The sequence below is a fragment of the Klebsiella sp. H-Nf2 genome, assembly GCF_002806645.1.
GTDB lineage: Bacteria > Pseudomonadota > Gammaproteobacteria > Enterobacterales > Enterobacteriaceae > Klebsiella > Klebsiella variicola.
In genome coordinates this window covers 71,698-93,970 of record NZ_PIBL01000014.1, presented here as the reverse complement: position 1 = coordinate 93,970, position 22,273 = coordinate 71,698, and the positions used below count along the sequence as shown (strand labels likewise).

Here is a 22,273-nt window from a genome sequence, read left to right as displayed (position 1 = left end):
CGCTTACTCCTTGATCGCCATTGCCGCACGCAAGCGGTCCGCGAGGATATTGAACGAAATGGAGGTGATAAAAATCATCAGGCCCGGCAGGGCGGCCACCCACGGCTGGGTATAGATTGCCGTGCGCAGCGTATTGAGCATCAGCCCCCACTCGGGCTCCGGCGGCCGCACGCCGAGGCCGAGAAACGACAGGCCGGAGGCGAGGATCATGCACACCGAAATCAGCCCGGTGGAGAAGACGAAGATCGGCCCGAGCACGTTGCCCAACACCTGGACGCGGATAATGGTCAACGCGCTGGCGCCAGTGGCCCGGGCGGCGTCGATATAGTCCATATGTCGCACCTGGGCGGTCACGCTCTCGGCAATCCGCGCCACCTGCGGGACAAACACGAGGGTCAGCGACAACAGCGCATTGCCGATGCCCGCCCCCAGCGCTCCCGACAGCGCAATCGCCAGCAGGACGGAGGGAAAGGCATAGAACACATCCACGGTGCGCATAATCACGGTATTGGTTTTGCCGCCCGTATAGCCGGCGATAATCCCGATGGCCCCGCCGATAAAAAAGGCGAACACCACCGGGACAATTCCCATAAACAGCGACAGTCGGGTGCCAAGGATCAGCCGCGACAGCATGTCGCGTCCCAGCTCATCCGAGCCCAGCGGGAAGCCGTCGCTGCCGATGGGTTTCAGGCGCAGGAACATCGACGTTTGATAAGGATCTTTGACGATAAGCCACGGACCGAACAGCGCCAGGGCCAGCAGCAGGAGGATCACCACGCCCACCACCACCCCGCCGGGGTCGCGCAGTAAGCGGCGCAGCACGCCGCGCCAGTAACCTTGCCGGGAAGCGTGGGCCGCTGCGGCCGGGACCGCTTTCGTCGTTGCCGTATCCACCATGGTCAGCTCCTCTTAATACGCGGGTCGAGGGTGGTCTGCAGAATATCCACCAGCAGGTTGAGCAGCACGAAAAACAGCGCCAGCACCCAGATGGTGCCCTGCAGCAGGGGCAGGTCGCGCTGAAAAATGGCGGTATTGAGCAGCAATCCGGTTCCCGGCCAGGAGAAAACGGTCTCCACAAGGATCGATCCGCCCATCAGATAGCCCACCTGCAGCCCCATCACCGCCAGCGCGGTGGGCGCGGCATTTTTCATGACGTGGACAAAGATGCGCGACTCGTTGAGCCCGCGAGCGCGCAGGCCAACGATAAACTCCTGGCTGAGGATATCGGCCACCTGCGAGCGCACGGTGCGGGCGATAATCCCGGTGGGGATCACCGACAAGGTGAGGGCTGGCAGCAGCATGAACTGCAGGTGCGCCCAGTCCCATTGCCAGCCCACCTCGCCTATCGGCCCGCCGCCGGTGGCCGGCAGCAGCGCGAACTTAACGCTGCAGAGGATCACCAGCAGCATCCCCAGCCAGTAGTGCGGCACGCTGACGCCAAATACCGACAACACCGAGGCCAGACGGTCAATGACGCTGTTGCGAAAATAGCCGGCGACAAAGCCGAACAGGCTGCCGAGGACGAAGCCGATCGCCGTCGCCAGCAGCGCCAGGCGCAGGGAGTACGCCACCGCGGTCATCACTTCGTCTATCACCGGGCGGCCGGTGGCGACCGACATACCAAGGTCGCCATGCAGCGCCCGCCACAGCCAGTGGATAAACTGCAGGGGCAGCGGCTTATCAAAGCCGTAAGCCTGCATTAATGTCTGACGCAGCGCCTCCGAGGCGTCCGGCGGCATCACCGACACCAACGGGTCGCCCGGAGCGATCTGCACCAGCATGAAACAGATCACCGCCACCCCAAGCATGGTGGGGATAGCCAGCAGAATGCGGTATAGCAGCGTATTGATCATCGGTCGCCCCTTTCACGATTACTCTTTTTTGCTCACCAGGCTGAGGTCGATAAACCAGCTCTGCGGTTGCACCACCCCGGTCACCGCAGGGGAAATCGCGCGCGGCCCGACGTCGTGGGCGACAAACAGGAACGGCACCTGATCCACCAACGCGGCGTGCAGCTCACCGGCCGCTTTGTTCATCTCCGCCGGGGTAAAGGCGTGCTTGACGGCGGCAGCCAGCTTCTCTGTCTCCGGAGTGGAGAAGTAACCCCAGTTGGTCGCCACCGGCGGAAACGCTTTGGCGGTCGAGAAGCGGATCAGGCCAAAGTAAGGATCGTTAACCGCGGCGCTGACGTTGATCGCATCGATCCCTTTCGCCGAGGGATCCCGGGCACCCAGGCGCCAGTTGGTAAACAGGGTGTTCCATTCGACCACTTTGATATCCACATTGAAGAAGCAGCTCTTCAGGCTCTGCTGGATATACTCGTTCATCGGCAAGGGCTGCATCTGCCCGGAGCCGGAGGCCGAGGTGGCCACCGTGACGTGCAGCGGCTTGCTGGCGCTGTATCCGGCCTCGGTCATTAGCTGGCGGGCGGTGTCCGGGTCATATTTGATCTGGAAGGTGGGTTTGCCATGCCACGGGCTGTCAGCCTCGTAGACCCCGGTGGCCTCGGTCATGTAGCCGCCGAGGTAGCTCTTCAGCTCGGCGCGGTTCAGACACAGGTTGGCCGCTTTGCGCACGCGGATGTCCTGCCACGGCGATCCTTTTTCAAAGGAGAACTGCCAGGGCCACAGGTGCGGCTGGGTATTGGCGTAGAGGTGAAAACCCTGAGACTTGATCTGATCGATGGCGTCCGGCGCCGGGGCTTCAATCCAGTCCACCTGCTTCGACAGCAGCGCCGCGGTACGGGCGTTGGCCTCCGGCAAGGGGATCAGCACCACTTTATCCACCCGGGGAATGCGATCTTTGTTCCAGTAGTCGGGGTTTTTATCGAGGATCAGCTGCTGACGCGGCACCAGTTTCTCCAGTTTGAACGGGCCGCTGCCCACCGCGTGGGCGGCGAAGGCGGTCCACGCCTGTTTGCTGCGCGCGGCGCTATCTCCCGCGCTGGCCGGCACCGCATCATATTGCTTCTGCCACGCCGTCGGCGAGACGATAAACAGGTTGGTGATGTTGTACGGCAGCAGCGCGTCTGGTTCCGAGGTGGTCAGCGCCACAGTGTGGTCGTCAATTTTCTCTGCGCCGGTGAGAGTCGGCATGCGCGACAGGGTGTTGCCGATCTGGCCCGGGGCGTACTGCGGCGCCGCTTTATTCAGCACCTTATCCACGTTCCAGACGATGGCGTCGGCGTTCACCTCCGTCCCATCATGGAACCTGACGCCCGGACGCAGGGTGAAAATCCAGCGGCTGGTGTTCTGCGGATCGATGTGCCACTCGGTCGCCAGCCCCGGCACCAGACCGCTGGGCTTTTCACCTTGCGACAGATCCCACTCCACCAGCGCGTCGTACAGCGGGATGCCGGTAAAGCGGTTGCCCTCATAGCCTTGATCCGGCTGGCCAAGGGTTAACGGAATATCCGCGGCGGTCATGGCGATCCGCAGCGTGGAGGCGTTGGCAGGTAAGGCGGCGCCCGCCAGGGCCAGTGCGCCGCTCACCGCCACGGCGAGACGACCGGCACGCGAAAATAACGTCTTTTTGTGCATCACATGATCCCTGTTAAATAAAGTGTCACGGATTAACAGGCAAAATGCGTACCAGCTCTTACGCGGACGAAAATAGGCCAAAACCGACCGGTAAAATAAGAAGGACTTATATTATCACCATGATAATTATGGGAAAATAATTGCGCCTTATTCCGCCGCACCGCCAGCGGGAAATATGTTGCAGAATTGCACCAGCCGCTATATGGCAAATTTCAAATAATCACGCTGCGTCACTTTTTATTCATCCCCGTCCTCCGCCGCCGCGTATTATCCGTCGGGATCAATCCCTTCTATACTTCAGGGAACACATCGACCGGGAGAGACTATGCCTTTAGCCGATTTTCACCGCTCCGATCCTTTTACCCTCGGTATCGAACTGGAGCTGCAGGTGGTGAACCCGCCGGGTTACGACCTCAGCCAGGATGCCTCGACGCTGATTGCCGACGTTCAGCATCAGTTGACCGTGGGAGAAGCCAAACATGACATCACCGAGAGCATGCTGGAGATCGCCACCGGGGTGTGCCGCGACATCAGCCATGCCCAAACCCAGCTCAGCGCCATCCAGCAGGCGGTTCAGCGCGCGGCGCTGCGCCATCATCTGCAGATCTGCGGCGGCGGTTCGCACCCCTTTCATGCCTGGCAGCGCCAGCAAATCAGCGACAATCCGCGCTATGTCAAAACCGTCGAGCATTTTGGCTATCTGGCGCAGCAGGCCACGGTCTTTGGCCAGCATGTGCACGTCGGCTGCCAGAGCGGCGACGACGCCCTCTATCTGCTGCACGGCCTGTCGCGCTTTGTGCCGCACTTCATCGCCCTTAACGCCGCCTCGCCGTGGTTTGACAGTACCGACAGCCGCTTCGCCTGTTCACGCCTGAACCGCTTCTCCTCCTATCCCGACAACGGTCCGATGCCGTGGGTGGCAGACTGGCAGGGGTTTCGTCGCCTGTTCCGCCAGCTGAGCTACACCAGCATGATCGACAGCATGAAGGATCTGCACTGGGATATTCGCCCCAGCCCGCAGTTTGGTACCGTTGAGGTGCGGGTGATGGATACCCCCCTGACCCTCGCCCAGGCGATCCATATCGCCGGCTTTATTCAGACCCTGGCCTGCTGGTTGTTGACGGAGCGCCCTTTTAAGCACCAGCCTGACGATTATCTGCTGTACCCCTTTAACCGCTATCAGGCGTGCCGCTATGGGCTGGACGGGACCCTCACCGACGTGCACAGCGGAGAGCAGCGCAGCATCCGCCAGGAGATCCTGCAGCTCGCCGACCGGCTGGCCCCCTTCGCCCATCAGCTGAAGGCGACGGCGGCGCTGGAAGCGGTGGTCCGCCAGGCGAAATCGCCGCACAGCGAAGCGCAACAGATGCGCGACTTTATCGCCAACGGCGGTTCGCTTTCCGGCCTGGTGCAAAAACACTGTGAGATTTGGGCGGCATAAGGCAGCGAGGCGGGTATACTCGGCGCAGACCATAGAAAGGACTGCCCATGTTATTACGTTGCCTGCTCCCCCTGGCGCTGCTGCCCCTGGCCGCCGTCGCCAGCGCCGCCTGTACCCTCACCGACCCGACGCTGACCCTGCAGAGCTATCGGGTGGATGCGCAGAAAGAGCGCATTGCGATGTACTGGCAGGATCGGCACGGCAAAGCCTGGGGTTCCCTGCGTTCGCTGCTGGCGGGTATTGATGGCGATGGCCGGGTACAGATGGCGATGAACGGCGGCATTTACGATAAAGCCTACGCGCCGCTGGGGCTGTATATCGAAGACGGCAAACGGCTGACGCCGGTAAACCGTTCCGCCGGCGGCGGGAACTTCTTTATCCGCCCCGGCGGCGTGTTCCTGGTGGCGAACAACCGGGCGAAAATCGTGCCGCTGCCGGCGTACAAACCCTCTCCCGCCATCCGCTATGCGGTGCAGTCCGGCCCAATGCTGATTGAAAATGGCGCTATCAACTGGCGGCTGAAGCCCTCCGCCAGTTCGCGCAAGCTGCGTAACGGGGTGGGTATCGATAAGCAGGGCCGGGTGGTGTTTATGCTCAGCGAGCGCGAGACCAACTTCTATGATTTTGCCTGCTATGCGCAGTCAAAGCTCGGGATACGGCAGATGCTCTATCTCGACGGCACGCTGTCGAAGATGTACCGCAAAGGCGCCAGCGTGCCGTGGCAGTATCATCCGTTCGTGACCATGATAACGGTGGAGAGGAAGTAGCGGGCGCCCGGCACAAAAGCGGCGCCGTGCCCGCCGTCCTTACCCGTTCACCAGCGAAGGACTACCCTTTTCTGCCAAACGCAACGTGAACGGAAAATTCCCCCTCACCCTAACCCTCTCCCACAGGGAGAGGGGACCGCCCGGCAGACGCTGTTGCTCCGGCAGATAAGGCCAAACGCGACGTGAACGGAAAATCCCCCTCACCCTAACCCTCTCCCAAGGGAGAGGGGACCGCCCGGTAGTCGTTGCAGCCTGGGGTATCCCCGTTACCGACCGGTAGCGCCGCGCTTACCCCCGCCGATGTGCCCACTCACGCATACGCTGAAACAGCACATACAGCGACGGGATAAACAGGATGCCGATCATCGTTGCCACCAGCATACCGCTGAATACCGTGGTGCCGATGATCCGCCGGCTCTGCGCCCCGGCGCCGGTGGCGAGCATCATCGGCATGATGCCGATAATAAACGACACCGCGGTCATCATCACCGCGCGGAAGCGGCGGGTGGCTCCCTCGCGCGCGGCGTCAACAATCGACAGCCCCTCCTCGCGCCGGCTGCGGGCGAATTCAACAATCAGAATCGCGTTCTTCGCCGCCAGGGCAATCAGCAGCACCAGCCCTATCTGAACATACACATCGTTGGCATAGCCCGCGGTCCACAGCCAGAGCAGCGCTCCGCCGATGGCGAACAGCACCGAGAGCATGACGCTCGCCGGCAGCGTCCAGCTCTCATACTGCGCCACCAGGAACAGCCACGCCATCGCTACCGCCGCCAGCACGATCCACACCGCCTGATTGCCGGTCTGCTGCTCCTGCCAGGAGATCCCGCTCCAGGCGTAGTCATATCCCGGCGGCAGATGGGCCTGCAAAATCTGCTCCATGGCCGCCATCGCCGTGCGGCTGCTGACCCCCTCGGCCGCTGAACCGCTCACTGAAACGGACGGGAACTGATTGTACTGCTGAATAAACGGCGCCCCCACCGTCGGCGTAATGGTGACCAGATTGCTCAGCCGCACCCGCTCGCCGTCGCGGCTGCGGACGTACAGCTCGCTAATCTGCTCTGCCCGCTCGCGCCACTGCATCTCATTTTGCATCACCACATGATAGACACGATTGTTACGGCTGAAATCGCCGGCGCGCGTGCCGCCGAACGCCGTCTGCAGGCTGCTGAAAATCTGCGCCACCGGCACATCCAGCAGCGCCGCCCGGTCGCGGTCGACCGTCAGGGTCAGCTGCGGCACGTTGCTGCTCCAGGTGGTAAACACCCGGCTCAGCTGAGGATGCTGGTTCGCCAGCTGGAGGATCTCCCGCGTCACCTGCTCCAGCTCCGCCGACGACTGACCGGCCTGCGCCAGGATGCGCAGGTCAAACCCCGAGGCATTGCCCAGGCCCGGCAGGGTCGGCGGCGCGAAGGTCATGATCGTCGCCTCCGGCAGCGACAGCAGCTGGCGCTGGATATCCGCCATCACCGCATCCAGCGGCGGCCGCTGATGCCAGTCCTTGAGCATCACCGAGATAAACCCGCCGTTAGAGGCGCTGGTGCCGTTGAGAATGTTGAACCCGGACACCTGAATCACATCCTCCACCGCCGGGTTAGCCATCAGCAGCTTGCGCGCCTGGGCCATCACCGCTTCGGTACGCTCCAGCGACGCCGCCTCCGGCAGCTGCACGCTGGCAAACAGGTAACCCTGATCTTCCTGCGGCAGGAAGCCTTTCGGCATCGAGGTGAAGCTGAACGCCACCAGCGCGCCTGCCGCCACCGTCGCCGCCAGCGCCAGCCAGGGGCGGCGGTTCATCCAGCCCACCAGCCGGCCATAGCCGTCGCGGGTACCGTCGAGAAGACGGTTAAATGCCCGCCACACCGCCGCTGGCTGGGCGGGACGCGGGCGCAGCAGCAGTGCGCAGAGGGCCGGCGTCAGGGTTAGCGCCACCAGGCTCGACAGGGCCACCGCGGTGGAGAGCGTCACGGCAAACTGCCGGTACAGCTCGCCGACGATCCCCGGGAGCAGCGCCACCGGCACAAATACCGCCAGCAGCACCAGGGTCGTGGCGATCACCGGCCCGGCGATCTGCTGCAGCGCCTGGGCGGTGGCCTGCAGGCGATCCAGCCCTTCCGCCATTTTGGTTTCCACATTCTCCACCACCACAATGGCGTCATCCACCACCATCGTCAGGGCGAGAATGATCGCGAACAGGCTGAGGGTGTTGGCGCTGTAGCCCAGCAGATAGAGCACCGCAAAGGTGCCGATCAGTGACACCGGGATCGCCAGCACCACGATCAGCGTCGCTCTCCAGCTCTGCAGAAACAGCGACACCACCACGACCACCGCCAGCAGGGTCAGCGCCAGCGAGACGCCGATCTCTTTGATCGTCGCCGCCACAAAGCGGGTGGTATCGAACTTCACCTCCCAGGTGAGATCCGCCGGAAAGCGAGTGTGCAGGCGGTTAAGCTCCGCACGCACTGCGCTGGCGACCTGCAGGGCATTGGCGGTGGGCGTCGGGTAGATCCCCAGATAGGCCGACGCTTTACCGTTCAGCTGCGCGCCGGAGCTGTAGCTGCGGGCGCCCAGCTCAATGGTTGCCACGTCGGCAAGGCGAACCAGCTGCCCCTGCGCGCCGCGGCGGAGGATAATCTCGCCAAAGCTGGCCGCCTCGTTCAGACGCCCCAGCCCGTTGATGGTCAGCGTCTGCTGCTGGCCGTTGAATACCGGCGGGGTGCCCACCTGCCCCGCCGCGCCCTGCACATTCTGCTCGCGCAGCGCCTGGGCAACGTCATCCGTGGTGATGTTGAGCGCGTTCATGCGGTCCGGGCGCAGCCAAATGCGCATACTGTAATCCCGGGCGCCAAACATCTGCACCTCACCGACGCCGGGCAGGCGGGCCAGCGCCTCGCGCACCTGGGTGCTGGCGTAGTTACTGACAAACAGCGGCGACAGCGTGCCCAGCGGCGAGTAGAGGCTCACCCCCATCAGCAGGTTGCTGGCGCGCTTGCGGACCTGGACGCCATTCTGCTGTACCTCCGCCGGGAGCTGCGCCAGCGCCTGCGCCACCCGGTTTTGCACGTCGATCGCCGCCAGGTCGGCATCGGTGCCCGCCGCGAAGGTAATGCTCAGGCGGTACGTTCCCTCATCCGAGCTGGTGGACTCCATATACAGCATATGATCGACGCCGTTGAGCTGGGTCTCCAGCGGGGCGGCGATGGCTTCCGCCACATCTGACGCGCTGGCGCCCGGCCAGCTGGCGCTGACGTTCACCACCGGCGGGGTGATCGCCGGGTACTGCTCCACCGGGATCAGCTTCAGCGACACCGCGCCGACAAAGGTCAGCAGCAGCGCGATCACCATGGCAAATCGCGGACGACGGATAAAAAAGGTCAGCATCCCTTCTCCTTACTTAGTTCAGCACCTGTACCGTGGCGCCTTCGCGTAAACGCTGTGCGCCGTCGGTGATCACCTGCTCGCCCGCCTGCAGCCCTTTCTCAACCGCAAACTGCTGCCCCTGCTGCCCCGCGAGGGTCAGACGACGCTGCCCGGCGGTCTGGTCCGGCTTCAGCACCCAGCTGAAAAAGCCCTGCGGATCCTGCTGCACGGCGGCGGCCGGGATCATCACCCGCGACTGCAGTTCCTGCGGACGGAACAGGATCGTTACGCTGCCGCCCGGCAGCAGACGGTGCTGCGGATTGGCGAACTCCGCCCGCACTGCCACGCTGCCGGTGCGGGCGTCAATCCGGTTATCGATGGAGGTCAACACCCCATCGCGCCGTTTGCCATCCACGTCAATCTGCGCCAGCCACGCCTGCTTCAGGGCGTGGATGTCGGCATGCTGGCCGGTTTTGCTGAAAAATGCGGCTTCGTCGAGAGCGAACGACACCCGCACCGGATCCAGCTGCACGATGTCCACCAGCACGCCGCTGGATGGATTGATCAGCGTCCCGACGTGAAAGGCGCTGTGGCCCACGCGACCAGTCACCGGCGCTGCAATCCGGGTGTAGCTGAGCACAATCTGCTGGGCCTCGACGCGGGCTTTCGCCTGCTGCACAGCGGCGGCGGCGACGTCGCGCTGCATCCGGGCCGTGTCGACGTCGTTGCGGCTGATGGAGTGGTTGTTAATGAGCCGCTCGTAGCGAGTGAGCAGTTGCTGCGACTGACGTAATGAGGCTTCGGCGCTTTTCAGCTCGGCCTGCGCCAGAGCCAGTGCCGCGCGGGGCTGCGCGTCGTCGAGGGTAAACAGCAGGTCGCCCTCGGTAACATACTGGCCATCCTGGAAGTGGCGCTGAACAATCACCCCTTCGGTGCGCGCGCGAATGTCGACGGCGCGGATCGCCTCGACCCGCCCGGGGATAGCGCGTTCTTCAGCATGAGGCGCCAGTTCAACCGTGGCGACGCGGACCGGCACCGCCGGCGCAGCGGTCGCCGTCAGGGCGCCGCCGGCCAGACCGCAGGCCAGCAGAGCAAAGCGGAAGGTTTTAATCATAGGGGGATCCTTGCGAAAGTAACGCGCGCCTACAGCGAGGCGCGCGAGATCAATCAAGCCGTTTTGCGGAACCGGCGCGTCAGGCGCTTCTCAACTTCCACCACCAGGAACATGGCGACGCCGATGACCAGGGTGATAAACCAGTAGCGCAGCGGCAGCGCTTCCGTACCAAACATGCTCTGCATCAGCGGGACATAGATAATGACCAGCTGCATCAGCAGCAGGACACCGGTCACCAGCCAGATGCCTTTGTTGCGTAGCAGACCCATGCTCAAGGAGAAGCTGTCGCTGCTGCGGCAGTTGATCATGTAGACCCACTGCGCCGTCACCAGCATCTGCAGCAGCACGGTGCGGATAAACTCCGGACTGTGGCCGCGCGGCGCCAGCCAGGCCTCAAGGATAAAGGCGGCAATAGCAATCATAGACCCGACAAAAGCCACTCGCCACACGGCGAAGCCATCCATCACGTGCTGGCCGGTTTTACGCGGCGGGCGGTTCATCACGTTGCGCTCTGCGGCTTCAAAGGCAAGGCCGAAGGAGAGCGTCGCCGACGTCGCCATGTTCATCCACAGGATCAGCACCGGGGTCAGCGGAATAATGTTCCCCGCCAGCAGGGCGATGATGATCAGCAGCCCCTGCGCCAGGTTGGTCGGCATGATGAAGAGGATGGTCTTCTTCAGGTTGTCATAGACCCGACGGCCCTCTTTTACCGAGCTGGCGATGGTCGCGAAGTTATCATCGGTCAACACCATGTCAGCCGCCTCTTTGGTGACTTCGGTACCTTTGATACCCATGGCGATACCCACGTCGGCCTGGCGCAGCGCCGGCGCGTCGTTGACGCCGTCTCCGGTCATGCCGACCACTTCGCCGTTATCCTGCAGGGCTTTCACCAGGCGCAGCTTATGCTCCGGGCTGGTACGGGCAAAGATGTCGTACTCCACCGCCGCCTTCGCCAGCGCCGCATCGTCCATGTGCTCCAGCTGGTAGCCGGTCATGGCCTGGCTGCTGTTGGTGATCCCCAGCATCTGGCCGATGCTCATCGCCGTCTGCGGGTGGTCGCCAGTGATCATCTTCACGCGGATCCCGGCGGTCTGGCAGGCGTGGATGGCGTCAATGGCTTCCGGACGCGGGGGATCCATCATCCCGGCGATGCCGAGGAAAATCAGCCCCTCCTGCAGGTCCTCATGGTTAAGGGTGGTGGCATCAAGGCTGGCAGGCTTACAGGCCGCCGCCACCATGCGCAGTCCCTGACGGGCGAAGCGCGCCATCTCCTCTTCCCAGTAGTGCGCCTCGAACGGCACCGCGCCGTGGCGGCTCATCTGCTCGCGGCACATGGCGAAGATAACGTCCGGCGCACCGGTGATCAGCACCCGGGCCTCGCCATCGATGTGCTGCAGGGTCGACATATATTTGTACTGTGAGTCAAAGGGGATCTTGGCCACCAGACGGGCCTCCACCGCCGGGAGCTGCGCTTTCGCCGCCAGCACCTTCAGCGCCCCTTCGGTCGGCCCGCCGGTGATCCCCCACAGACCGCGCTCATCCTGGGTAAGCTGGCTGTCGTTACACAGGTCGATGGCGCGCAGCCAGGTCTCCAGCACGGTGCCGGGCTGAACCTGCACGGGCTCGTCGCTCCCCTCAAGGAAGATCCGCCCCTGCGGCTCATAGCTGTCGCCTTCCACCCGGTAGCAGCAGTCTGCAGTGATGATCGCTTTGACGGTCATTTCGTTCATCGTCAGGGTGCCGGTTTTATCCGAGCAGACCACGGTCATGGCGCCGAGAGTTTCCACGGTCGGCAGCTTACGAATAATCGCCCGCTTGCGCGCCATCGTCTGCACGCCCAGCGACAGAATAATCGAGATGATCGCCGGCAGCCCCTCCGGTACCGCGGCCACCGCCAGGCTAATCAGCGACAGCAGCAGCTCGCCCACCGGAATATCCCGCAGCGCGAGGCTAAAGATAAACAGCGCCACCATCATGGCGAGGATAATGACAAAAATCGCTTTGCCGAGCTTATCCATCTGCACCAGCAGCGGGGTACGGTGCTTCTCAATACCCGCCATCATCTGGTTGATATGGCCGAGTTCGGTCTGTGCGCCGGTGGCGGTCACCACGCCGACGCCGCCGCCAGCGCTGATGGTCGTCCCGGAGAAAACCATGTTCACCCGGTCGCCCAGCGGCAGTTCGCCCTCCAGCGCGTCGGTGATTTTATCCACCACCGTCGACTCGCCGGTGAGGATCGCCTCTTCCACCCGCAGGTTGTGCGTTTCAATCAGGCGCATGTCCGCCGGTACGCGGTCGCCGGCGCGCAGGATAACGATGTCCCCCGGAACCAGGTCGCGCGTCGGGATAGTCTCATGTTTGCCGTTACGCTGGACGCGGGCATCGCTGGAGAGCATGTTGCGGATCCCCTGCAGGGATTTTTCGGCGTTGCTCTCCTGGATATGGCCGATCAGGGCGTTAATCACCGTCACGCCGAGGATCACCAGAGTATCGACCCAGTGACCCATGATGGCGGTCAGCGCTGCGGCAGCCAGCAGCACGTAAATCAGTACGTCGTTAAAGTGGGCGAGAAAGCGCAGCCAGCCCGGTTTACCCTTCTTTTCCGGCAGGGCATTCGGACCAAAGGTATTCAGGCGCTCGGCGGCGTCTGCGGAATTTAACCCAGCGGCCTGGCTTTTTGTCTGCGCCAGCACTGCGTCAACGGTCTGCTGCCAGACCTGCCGTGGCGCGGTGTCGCCCGAGGGCGTCGTAAACTTTGGGTTATTCATCTTGGTCAAATTACATTTTCCTTATAAATTCCGTGAGTCGGAAAGCCTGAAATCATTCCTGGCCAATGAAGTAAAACGTGGCTAAAAAGCCGGTAAAAATGTGATCAAATATCCGCCTAAATTTTTCGAAAAATACAAAATGTGTGATAAGTTAATTCACAAGTTAAATATTACAGAATATTAATAAACCAAAACTAAACGAGGTTAAATATGTTTGGAATCTACCGCGGACGCCGTCTGGCGCTGTACATCCTGCTGGCCATCATTGTTGCCACGCTGGTGGGATATAGCACTTATAGTTTTGTAAAAGCGCTGGCATAATAATGACGTTAATTTACACCCAGCTGCAATTAACTTAATTACAAATTATTTCAGATTAATTAACATGAGAGCGAAAGGCAGGCAATAATATTTAAAACAGCCGTGTTATAGAGAGTAAAAAAACAAAGCATATTGCGTTAAGCATTATTTTACCGGACAATATGTTTTTTAACTGATGATTAACATGACATGAAACATCCGCTGGAAACGCTTCTCTCCGCCGCCGGGATCTTACTGCTGGCCCTGCTCTCCTGTCTGCTGTTGCCCGCGCCTTCGCTGGGCCTGACGCTGGCGCAAAAGCTGGTTGAGACATTCCATATGATGGATCTCAACCAGCTCTATACGGTGTTGTTTTGTCTGTGGTTCTTAGCGCTGGGCACCCTTGAATTTCTGGTGCTGCGCTGGGTGTGGCGTCGCTGGTTCTCCCTCGAACGGTAAACCAGGAGAGCGCGCCTCAGTGGGCGCGGCTGTGGTTTTCTTTACGGTAGGCGCCCGGCGGCTGATTGAAGGTCCGGGTGAAGACGCGGGTAAAGGTCTGTTGCGAATCAAAGCCATACTTCAGGCAGATATCGTAGACCCGCTGATCGGTGTCGCGCAGATCGCGGGCGGCCAGCAGCAGCTTCCTTTCACGAATATAGCGCCCGAGGCTCTCTCCCTTGTACTGTAAAAACAGCCGTTGCAGATGCCATTTCGAATACCCGGCATGGCGAGCGATATCATCAATACGCAGCGGTTGATGCAGGTTGTCATCAATCCACTCGACGATAGTGTCAATCACCTGAGCGGAAATCGTCATATGCTCTCTCCTCTGAAACTGCACTGGCGCTTAGCGCCACCAGGCGTTAAATGATTGCGTCTTATCGGCGACCCACAGCGGCTCGCCCTGCATAGGCGTCAGCAGACGCCAGGCCCTTCCTTCGCTGGCAGCCGCCAGCCGTTGATACGGTTCATCCCAGCTGTGTTTCGCCAGAACAAACCGTCCTGCATGACCAGGCAGCACCGCGCGGGCGCGCAGGTCGTCGGCAGCCTGAGCCGTTTCATCCGGCATCATGTGGATATATTTCCAGTCCTGGTCATACTGCCCGTTCTCCATGATCGCCAGATCAACCGGACCAAATTCATCACCAATCGCTTTGAAGTGCGGCCCGTAGCCGCTGTCGCCGCTGTAATAAATTTTTTGCTGCGGGGTGACGAACAGAAAACTGGCCCACAGCGTCTGGTTACGCTTCAGCCCACGGCCGGAAAAGTGCCGCGCCGGCAGAACGTGAACGGTGAATTCATCGCTGACCGGTATCGCCTGCTGCCAGTCCGCTTCGGTAATCAGCGCCCCGTCCATCCCCCAGTAGCGCAGATGCGATCCGACACCCAGCGGCGTAATGACCCGCTTAATTTTCGGCAGCAAGGCGCGGATGGTGGCGTAATCCAGATGGTCGTAGTGATCGTGGGAGATGATCAGTAGATCGATATCCGGCATCCCTTCTGCCCGCCACGGATAGTCGCCGGGAAAGGCTTTATTGATAAAGGAGAACGGCGCCGCGTAATCGCTGAACACCGGGTCGATCAGGATGCGTTTTCCCGCCAGCTGCAGGTACCAGGAGGAGTGGCCGAGCCAGACCATCACATCCTGCCCCAGGGGCAGCGTCGCCAGGTCGGTCTTCACCAGCGGCAGCGGCTGAGCGGGACGGGCGTTTTCCCGTTTGGTCATCAGGAAATCCCACCACGCCGCCAGCATATTTTTCTGCCCGGTGAACCCTGGCGTGGGCAATTGGTTATGGAACTGGCCGTCCCGGTAGTGGGGGGACGCTTCCACCTGGCTAAGCTGTGCTCCCTGCGGCGCCTTACCAAAACCGGCATTGAGGACAAACGGCAATGTCGTTGCTGCTGCGAGTAACATGATGGCGACCACGCTAAAAGTGACACGGTTCATATCCTGACCAGACAAAAGCCCCCATCCCGGAGGCTTTGTGATATAACTTGATTATGAGTGAGTACGCACTCATTATTAGGAAAGTGATGAAAGTCGTCAAGACGATTTTCAATTTTTGCGTTCCGCCGTTGCAGCGACCTGGTCAGACGTGCAAAGATCGGCGGTTTGTTTAAACCTGCGTGAGGAAAAAAGTAGTGGCTCGTCCAAAGAGTGAAGATAAAAAGCAAGCGTTACTGGAAGCTGCCACCACGGCTTTCGCCCAGTCCGGCATCGCCGCCTCAACGTCGGCCATTGCCCGCAGCGCCGGTGTGGCCGAGGGGACGCTGTTTCGCTATTTCGCCACCAAGGATGAGTTGCTCAACGAGCTGTACCTCGCCATTAAGCTGCGTCTGGTACGGATGATGATCGCCGGGCTGGATCCGGACGAAAAGCGCCCGAAAGAGAATGCGCGCAATATCTGGAACAGCTATATCGACTGGGGGGTGCGCAACCCGATGGAGCACAAGGCGATCCGCCGGATGGCGCTCAGCGAGCGCATCACCGACGAAACCCGTCGCCAGGTAAAAGAGAGCTTCCCGGAGCTCAACGAAATGTGCCAGCTGTCGGTGAAAGAGATTTTTCTCAGCGAGGCGTACCGCGCCTTTGGCGATGCCCTGTTTCTGTCGCTGGCGGAGACCACCATCGAATTCGCCAGCCACGATCCGCAGCGCGCCCGGGAGATTATCGCCCTCGGCTTTGAAGCCATGTGGAACGCCCTGCATGAGGTTGACGCCAAATGACCCCCGAGATGCTGCATCCCTGCGCTCATCGTATCGCCCTGACCTACCCGTTTACCGAGCACTGCTGGCCTTTTGGGCCAGAGTATGATGTGTTTAAGGTCGATGGCCGTATCTTTATGATCACCATGACCATTCGCGGCCGGGCGCTGGTCAACCTGAAGGCTGAGCCGCAGAAGTCGCTGCTGAATCAGGAAATTTATCGCAGTATCGAACCGGGCTACCATATGAACAAGAAACACTGGATCACGGTGGTGCCGGGAGAGGATATCAGCGAGGATCTGCTGGCCGAGCTGATTGACGATTCGTGGCATCAGGTGGTGAATAAGCTGAGCAAAAAGGCCCAGCAGCGGCTGCGTCCGCGCTGATTTTCAGCCAAACGCGATAAGTGTTATCGCATTTTTCACCCTTATCATTTTGCGATCTTCGCTGTACTCTTCCTCTCCTTAACGCACCGGTAAGGTGCTGTAAACTGTGAGGAAGAGTTATGGATATCGTATCGGTCGCTTTGAAGCGCTATTCCACCAAGGCCTTTGACGCCACGAAAAAGCTGACTGCCGGGGAAGCGGAACAGCTGAAAACGCTGCTGCAGTACAGCCCGTCTAGCACCAACTCCCAGCCGTGGCACTTTATCGTCGCCAGCACCGATGAAGGGAAAGCTCGCGTAGCCAAAGCCGCCAGCGGCACCTACGTGTTCAACGAACGTAAAATTCTCGACGCCTCGCACGTGGTGGTGTTCTGCGCGAAAACCGCGATGGACGACGCCTGGCTGCAGCGCGTGGTGGATCAGGAAGAGGCCGATGGCCGTTTCGCCACCCCGGACGCAAAAGCCGCTAACCACAAGGGTCGTACGTTCTTTGCCGATATGCACCGCAAAGAGCTGAAAGATGACGATCAGTGGATGGCGAAGCAGGTGTATCTCAACGTCGGCAATTTCCTGCTGGGCGTGGCGGCGATGGGCCTCGATGCCGTGCCGATCGAAGGGGTCGATTTTGCGATCCTCGATGAGGAATTTGACCTGAAAGCCCAGGGCTACACCAGCCTGGTGGTGGTCCCGGTCGGCCACCATAGCGTGGAAGATTTCAACGCCACCCTGCCGAAGTCGCGTCTGCCGCAGTCGACGACCATCACCGAGATTTAATCTCTCACCAGGCGCCTTTCACCGGGCGCCTCTGGTGCCACTTGTCAGTGCCGGGTGGCGGCTACGCCTGACCCGGCCTACATAACAATGTATATCATATAGTTACCTCTCACCGTAGGCCCGCGCAAGCGCAGCGCCGCCGGGCAGGGGCTGCGGGCGCGGAGCGGCTTTTATGCCGGGCGGCGGCTCACGCCTTGTCCGTTCTGGGGTTCGTGCGACCTGTTGGTGATTTACCCACTTGCGCGACTGAAACTGCCGGTTCCTCCATCTCCCTGTGGGAGAGGGCCGGGGTGAGGGCAGCAGAGCGCACCCATTCACTGTTCCCCGGAACCGTAGCCCGATGCGCCGTTGTTTTGTCGGGTGGCGCTTCGCTTACCCGACCTACGGCCCGTGCGACCTGTCGTTAATTTGAGCCGGTAAGTGAATCGCCACCGAGGGCGTTAGTAAAGTAAAATTTGTGGGTGCTTTATACCGCAGGCTAACGCGTATCGCGTTAAGGTATCCAGACTGGCGCGGGTGACATTGGCTTCCATTCTGGAGACCGTCGGCGCACTCACCCCCATCCTCTGCGCCACCTGGGCTCGGGTCAGCCCCGCCTGCTCGCGCCATTGCGCCAGCATAGTACGTAATCGCTGTTGACGTTCTTGCGCATCGAACGCAGCCTGAACCTCAGGCTGGCTAAGCAGTTCTGTTTTTAACGTATCCCAGTCAATGATCTTTTTACTCATTGCGCATCTCCTCTAATCGCTTCAGCGCCAGGCGAATTTCCGATGACGGGGTTTTTTGCGTTTTCTTGACAAAAACCCGTAGCAGAAAGAGCGTCTTGCCTTGCTGAAAAACGTAGATCCCTCGCCCCTGTACCGAACCTAACGCACGAATTTCAAATAACCCCTGCCCCAGCGGTTTACTGTCAGGTTCTCTCAGCGCGGTGGGATTTTAGCGTAACTTGTCTATTTGCCGGATCATCTTCGCCTGGACAATGGGCGGAAGCGCCTGCAGTTCCTTTTTAACGTCCACATGCACAACCAATCTGAACATCAGACTCCCTTCCTCTGGATGTTAGCATATAAGAAAAATTGCCTTAAAGGCTAATTTTTGAGATACCCGGCAAGCCTATGCTCATTTGCAGCCAATCGCAGAAAAATGCGCTGAAACTGGAATCAGGGACGAAAAAAGGCCGCGACTGAGCGCGGCCTGAGTGGTTAGCGTTCTCAACGCGAACTTATTTTTTCTCCACCTGCCCTTCGCCCGCGTGCCAGATGCGCTCGGCATAGCGGCCAATCACCGCCAGCGAGACGGCAAGGATCAGGAAAAACAGCACCTTGTGCATCCCGTTCCAGAAAAACTCAAAGAAGCGGGTATAGAGATTGATCGCCAGGAAGGTTAGCCCGAAGCCGCGCAGCATTCCGTCATCGGTTTTCAGGCTGATAAAAATGCAGACGCCGGCCGCCGCGGCAAACAGCAGCCCCCACGGCAAGAGTCGCGCCTGACTCACTTTGTACCAGCTGTCAGCGTCGTAATTGCCGAAAATCGACAGGATCCACAGCGCAATAAACAGGTACGTGAGGCCCATCGCCTTGCTGACGGTAAACAGCTGCCGCTGGCGAAGCAGGGATTGCGCGCCGTAGCAGAGCGCCAGCAGCGCGCCGCCGAACAGGACGAAGCGAATCGGGTAGTTCATGCCCAGCCAGTAGGCGCCCCACCCCGAGACATAGCCGGTTTCCGCGCCAAACCAGTTGCCCAGCGCCAGCAGAAAAAAGAGCCACACCAGCCCGGAGCGGGCAATATAGCCGATGGCGCCGTAAATCACGCATCCGGCCAGAAACAGCGGTGCGATATGGCCGCTGCCGTTATCCAGCCGTTCGCCAAGCTGCCATAGCGCCACGGCGGTAAAGACGACGCCCAGAAACAAAATCGCCTCGGTGCTGTAGTGCCACTGCGTCTCCCGCCGCTGGCGGCGAAAACCCCAGCCGTAACAGGCGACTGCCAGCAGCGCAGGCAGCAGGATCCGCGTCAGCGCCGAGTGGCTGAACAGGCTCAGCAGCCACGCCACCAGCTCGCTGTCGGCGAACAGGCTGCCCAGAGCAATCAGCACGCAGGCCAGCGCGGTCCAGAAGGCGTAGCGGCTCAGGCGCCGCCAGTCGAAGGGGGAGACGCGCAGCGTTTGCGCCAGCCGCTGGCTGTCCGCCGGGGTTAACTCCCCGCTGGCCTGCCAGGCGTTCAGCGCGCGCTGAATAATGCGCTGTTCTTTTCGGGTTACGTTCATAGGCATTCCTTGAGACTGATGACAAACCTGTTTTCGCTAATGTGCTCGCCTTTTTGCCGGGTGGCGGCGTACGCCTTACCCGGCCTACAAACCCAAATCACCGCGGGTCCTGGGGCTGCTGAAACTGCCGATGCTGGCCGGAGCCCGGGGGTACAGGGGGCGGCGGCGACTGGCCGCCCCCTGTGCGCTCCCTGCGCCATGAGAGATATAACGCAGAAGACTAACCGGGAGCGCAATGTGCGCTGAAGTCGCAGATAACATAAAAGACTTCCCTGCAGTGCTTTCCCTCACCCTGGCCCTCTCCCGGAGGGAGAGGGAACCGTCCAGCAGCCCGGCCGGGCAATACCCGAAGATGGCACATTCTCAACCATCTGAGTCCTTGTGATTAATGTTGATCCAGCCACGCCAGCGCCTGCTCGCCCGCCTCGTCCATCGGCAGATAGACCAGCAGGCGCGAACCGTTGCGCGGCGCCGAATACCAGTACATCTGCTGCAGACTGAATCGCCCGAGCTGCGGGTGGTTAAAATGTTTAATCTGGTTTTCCACACCGCGCACCTCGTAGCGCTGATGCCACAGCGTTTCAAACTCCGACGAGGCGGCGAAAAAGCGCGCCAGCTTGTTTTCCCACGCCGGCTCGCCACGGTGCTCGGCCATCGCGGCGCGAAAATAAGAGACGAAGGTCGGCAGCACATCGCGATTTTCGATCCGGCTGCGCCAGGTCTCATGGGTCAGATAGAGATAAATGCAGTTGCGATCTTCTTCCGGGAGGGTGGCGAAATCGATGCCCATCAGGCGGCAGAAGCTGTCGTTCCAGGCCACAATATCAAAGTTCGGTTTCTGAATACTGGCTGGCTGCGGCATCAGGCTGTCCAGCATCCGGCGGGTACCGGGGCTGATGCCTTCGCACACCGTCACCTGGGTCGCTTCCGGCGGGGTCAGCCCGGCCAGTACGAACAGGTGCCGGGTCTCCAGCGGACTGCACTGTAAAGCATTCGCGACCCCCACCAGCACCGCCTCCGACGGATTCACCTCCCGCCCCTGCTCCAGCCAGGTGTACCAGGTGACGCCGACGTCGGCGAGCATCGCCACCTCTTCCCGACGCAGGCCCGGCGTGCGCCGACGGCCCACGCGGGGCAACCCCAGGCGCTGCGGATCGAGGCTTTCACGGCGGGCGCGCAAAAATGCCCCCAGCTGTTTGCGTCGATCGTCCGGCACGGCGATCGTCAACTCCCGTTGCGGCATCGTGGTCATCACCCCTCCAGCATAGTAGTGCCAGTACCAGTATAGACAGGAACTGGTACCCGTTTAATTTATCGGTAATGCTACGTCGGTCTGCTGAATGACGCAATGGAGAATCCCATGAATACGTCTGCTGTTTCACCCGGCCGCGCCGGTCTGTTGCTGCTGCTGGGCGGCCAGATGCTGCCGCTTATTGATACCTCGATCACCAATGTGGCGCTGGATGCCATCACCCACACCCTGGCGGCCAGCGCCACGCAGCTGGAGCTTATCGTCGCGCTTTACGGCGTCGCATTTGCCGTCTGCCTGGCGATGGGCAGTAAGCTTGGCGATAACTACGGCCGCCGGCGCCTGTTTATGTGGGGCGTCGCCCTCTTTGGCATCGCTTCCCTGCTGTGCGGGATGGCGAACAGCATCGGCGCCCTGCTGGCGGCCCGCACCCTGCAGGGCGCCGGGGCGGCGCTGATTGTGCCGCAGATCCTCGCGACCCTGCACGTGACCCTCAAAGGCCCCGCCCACGCCCGGGCCATCAGCCTGTATGGCGGCATCGGCGGCATCGCCTTTATCGTCGGTCAGATGGGCGGCGGCTGGCTGGTGTCGGCGGATATCGCCGGACTGGGCTGGCGCAACGCCTTTTTTATCAATGTGCCGATCTGCCTGCTGGTGTTGGCCCTGAGCCGCCGCTATGTGCCGGAAACCCGTCGCGAGACGCCGTCGCGTATTGACTGGCTGGGCACGCTGTACCTCGCGCTGATCCTCTGCTGCCTGCTGTTCCCGATGGCCCTCGGTCCGGAGCTGCACTGGCCGCTGTGGCTGCAGCTGATGCTGGTGGCGGTCCTGCCGCTCATGTTCGCCATGCGTCAGAGCGCCCTGCGCCAGCAGCAGCGCGGCGACCATCCCCTGCTACCGCCGCGTCTGCTGCAGTTGACCAGCATCCGCTTCGGCATGGCCATCGCCCTGCTGTTTTTCAGCGCCTGGTCCGGCTTTATGTTCTGCATGGCGCTGACCATGCAGGAGGGGCTGGGGATGGCGCCGTGGCAGTCCGGCAATAGCTTTATCGCCCTCGGCGTGGCTTATTTTATTTCGGCGCTGTATGCCCCGCGGCTTATCGCCCGCCACAGCATGGGGCGGATCCTGTTGACCGGTCTGGCGGTGCAGATCGCCGGACTCCTGCTGCTGTGCGCCACCTTCTCCCGCTTCGGCATCGCCACCACCGCCCTGACGTTGGTCCCCGCCACGGCGCTGATCGGCTACGGCCAGGCGCTGATCGTCAACAGCTTTTACCGGATTGGCATGCGCGATATCAGCGCCAGCGATGCCGGGGCCGGGAGCGCCATCCTCAGCACCCTGCAGCAGGCGACCCTCGGTCTCGGACCGGCTATCCTCGGTTCGCTGTTCCTCGCGCTGGCCCGTCGCGGCGGCGGAAACTATCCGCAGGCGCTGATTGATTTTCTGCTGGTCGAGGTGGTCATGATGCTGTTGCTGGGGGCCATCGCGCTGTGGCTGCGCCATCATCTCAACCGACAGCCGGCGACGGTAGCGTCGTAATACCGGCGGCGGTGATTTGCATAATAGCTATCCAGCGGTCATCATACCCGCTGGATATTCAGGAG

At 61.1% G+C, this 22,273-nt stretch carries 18 protein-coding genes and 1 pseudogene; 7 read left to right on the top strand and 12 right to left on the bottom strand.

The genetic code is table 11. The features are described from left to right. Positions 1–3 precede the first annotated feature (3 nt). From CWM58_RS24325 to CWM58_RS24315, 3 genes are read right to left on the bottom strand one after another with little or no spacing between them, the layout of a single operon-like run. Positions 4–897 carry an ABC transporter permease gene (locus CWM58_RS24325; protein ID WP_008805546.1) on the bottom strand — a complete coding sequence of 298 codons (894 nt, stop codon included), beginning with the start codon at positions 895–897 and terminating at the stop codon, positions 4–6. A gap of 2 nt (positions 898–899) precedes the next feature. After that, positions 900–1,853, bottom strand: a complete 954-nt coding sequence (locus tag CWM58_RS24320) for an ABC transporter permease (RefSeq protein WP_004178910.1) — start codon at positions 1,851–1,853, stop codon at positions 900–902. A gap of 18 nt (positions 1,854–1,871) precedes the next feature. Beyond that, on the bottom strand, positions 1,872–3,539 hold the full coding sequence (locus CWM58_RS24315; RefSeq protein WP_012542518.1) for an ABC transporter substrate-binding protein: 1,668 nt from the start codon (positions 3,537–3,539) through the stop codon (positions 1,872–1,874). A gap of 325 nt (positions 3,540–3,864) precedes the next feature. Between CWM58_RS24315 and CWM58_RS24310 the strand changes: the two genes are divergently transcribed. Together CWM58_RS24310 and CWM58_RS24305 are read left to right on the top strand one after the other, a co-directional pair. Further along, on the top strand, positions 3,865–4,980 hold the full coding sequence (locus CWM58_RS24310) for a YbdK family carboxylate-amine ligase (protein WP_061155423.1): 1,116 nt from the start codon (positions 3,865–3,867) through the stop codon (positions 4,978–4,980). Positions 4,981–5,027: 47 nt separating this feature from the next. Beyond that, the gene (locus CWM58_RS24305) at positions 5,028–5,747 is read left to right on the top strand and encodes a phosphodiester glycosidase family protein (RefSeq protein WP_061155424.1); all 720 of its coding nucleotides are present in this window, start codon (positions 5,028–5,030) and stop codon (positions 5,745–5,747) included. A 288-nt stretch (positions 5,748–6,035) separates the two neighbouring features. On the opposite strand, the gene CWM58_RS24300 is transcribed toward CWM58_RS24305, so the two are convergent. From CWM58_RS24300 to CWM58_RS24290, 3 genes are read right to left on the bottom strand one after another with little or no spacing between them, the layout of a single operon-like run. Next, positions 6,036–9,128: an efflux RND transporter permease subunit gene (locus CWM58_RS24300; protein ID WP_023322194.1), complete on the bottom strand. Its 3,093-nt coding sequence runs from the start codon at positions 9,126–9,128 to the stop codon at positions 6,036–6,038. 13 nt (positions 9,129–9,141) lie between these two features. After that, on the bottom strand, positions 9,142–10,221 hold the full coding sequence (locus CWM58_RS24295) for an efflux RND transporter periplasmic adaptor subunit (RefSeq protein WP_100681992.1): 1,080 nt from the start codon (positions 10,219–10,221) through the stop codon (positions 9,142–9,144). Between the two features lie 53 nt (positions 10,222–10,274). Further along, positions 10,275–12,998 carry a cation-transporting P-type ATPase gene (locus CWM58_RS24290; protein ID WP_165785846.1) on the bottom strand — a complete coding sequence of 908 codons (2,724 nt, stop codon included), beginning with the start codon at positions 12,996–12,998 and terminating at the stop codon, positions 10,275–10,277. A gap of 501 nt (positions 12,999–13,499) precedes the next feature. Between CWM58_RS24290 and CWM58_RS24280 the strand changes: the two genes are divergently transcribed. Further along, on the top strand, positions 13,500–13,748 hold the full coding sequence (locus CWM58_RS24280) for a DUF1158 domain-containing protein (RefSeq protein WP_008805539.1): 249 nt from the start codon (positions 13,500–13,502) through the stop codon (positions 13,746–13,748). A gap of 16 nt (positions 13,749–13,764) precedes the next feature. On the opposite strand, the gene CWM58_RS24275 is transcribed toward CWM58_RS24280, so the two are convergent. Both CWM58_RS24275 and CWM58_RS24270 read right to left on the bottom strand, forming a co-directional pair. After that, complete coding sequence (locus tag CWM58_RS24275) at positions 13,765–14,106, bottom strand: RamA family antibiotic efflux transcriptional regulator (protein WP_002893035.1); 342 nt, start codon at positions 14,104–14,106, stop codon at positions 13,765–13,767. A gap of 30 nt (positions 14,107–14,136) precedes the next feature. Continuing rightward, positions 14,137–15,252, bottom strand: a complete 1,116-nt coding sequence (locus tag CWM58_RS24270; protein ID WP_162493283.1) for an MBL fold metallo-hydrolase — start codon at positions 15,250–15,252, stop codon at positions 14,137–14,139. A 179-nt stretch (positions 15,253–15,431) separates the two neighbouring features. Here CWM58_RS24270 and CWM58_RS24265 point away from each other — a divergent pair, with 179 nt between their 5' ends. From CWM58_RS24265 to nfsB, 3 genes are all read left to right on the top strand, one after another. After that, on the top strand, positions 15,432–16,016 hold the full coding sequence (locus CWM58_RS24265) for a TetR/AcrR family transcriptional regulator (RefSeq protein ID WP_100681990.1): 585 nt from the start codon (positions 15,432–15,434) through the stop codon (positions 16,014–16,016). After that, entirely contained in the window at positions 16,013–16,381 is a 369-nt protein-coding gene (locus tag CWM58_RS24260; RefSeq protein ID WP_008805536.1) for an MmcQ/YjbR family DNA-binding protein, read from the top strand. Before CWM58_RS24265 ends, CWM58_RS24260 begins: the two co-directional genes overlap by 4 nt. Before the next feature lie 119 nt (positions 16,382–16,500). Then, the gene (gene nfsB, locus CWM58_RS24255; protein WP_004178896.1) at positions 16,501–17,154 is read left to right on the top strand and encodes an oxygen-insensitive NAD(P)H nitroreductase; all 654 of its coding nucleotides are present in this window, start codon (positions 16,501–16,503) and stop codon (positions 17,152–17,154) included. A gap of 440 nt (positions 17,155–17,594) precedes the next feature. Here the strand turns inward: nfsB and CWM58_RS24245 are convergent, their stop codons facing one another. The 4 genes and pseudogenes from CWM58_RS24245 to CWM58_RS24225 form a co-directional block, all read right to left on the bottom strand. After that, entirely contained in the window at positions 17,595–17,882 is a 288-nt protein-coding gene (locus tag CWM58_RS24245; RefSeq protein WP_023322192.1) for a helix-turn-helix domain-containing protein, read from the bottom strand. Then, positions 17,875–18,192 (bottom strand): annotated as a pseudogene (locus CWM58_RS24240) (type II toxin-antitoxin system RelE/ParE family toxin). Before CWM58_RS24240 ends, CWM58_RS24245 begins: the two are co-directional and overlap by 8 nt. Positions 18,193–18,376: 184 nt before the next feature. Further along, positions 18,377–19,420: a DUF2157 domain-containing protein gene (locus CWM58_RS24235; protein WP_100681988.1), complete on the bottom strand. Its 1,044-nt coding sequence runs from the start codon at positions 19,418–19,420 to the stop codon at positions 18,377–18,379. A gap of 385 nt (positions 19,421–19,805) precedes the next feature. Beyond that, positions 19,806–20,672, bottom strand: coding sequence for a helix-turn-helix transcriptional regulator (locus CWM58_RS24225; protein WP_100681986.1), 867 nt, complete (start codon positions 20,670–20,672; stop codon positions 19,806–19,808). A gap of 108 nt (positions 20,673–20,780) precedes the next feature. Here CWM58_RS24225 and CWM58_RS24220 point away from each other — a divergent pair, with 108 nt between their 5' ends. After that, a complete protein-coding gene (locus CWM58_RS24220) occupies positions 20,781–22,208 on the top strand; it encodes an MFS transporter (protein ID WP_046882469.1) in 1,428 nt (475 codons plus the stop codon). Positions 22,209–22,273 lie beyond the last annotated feature (65 nt).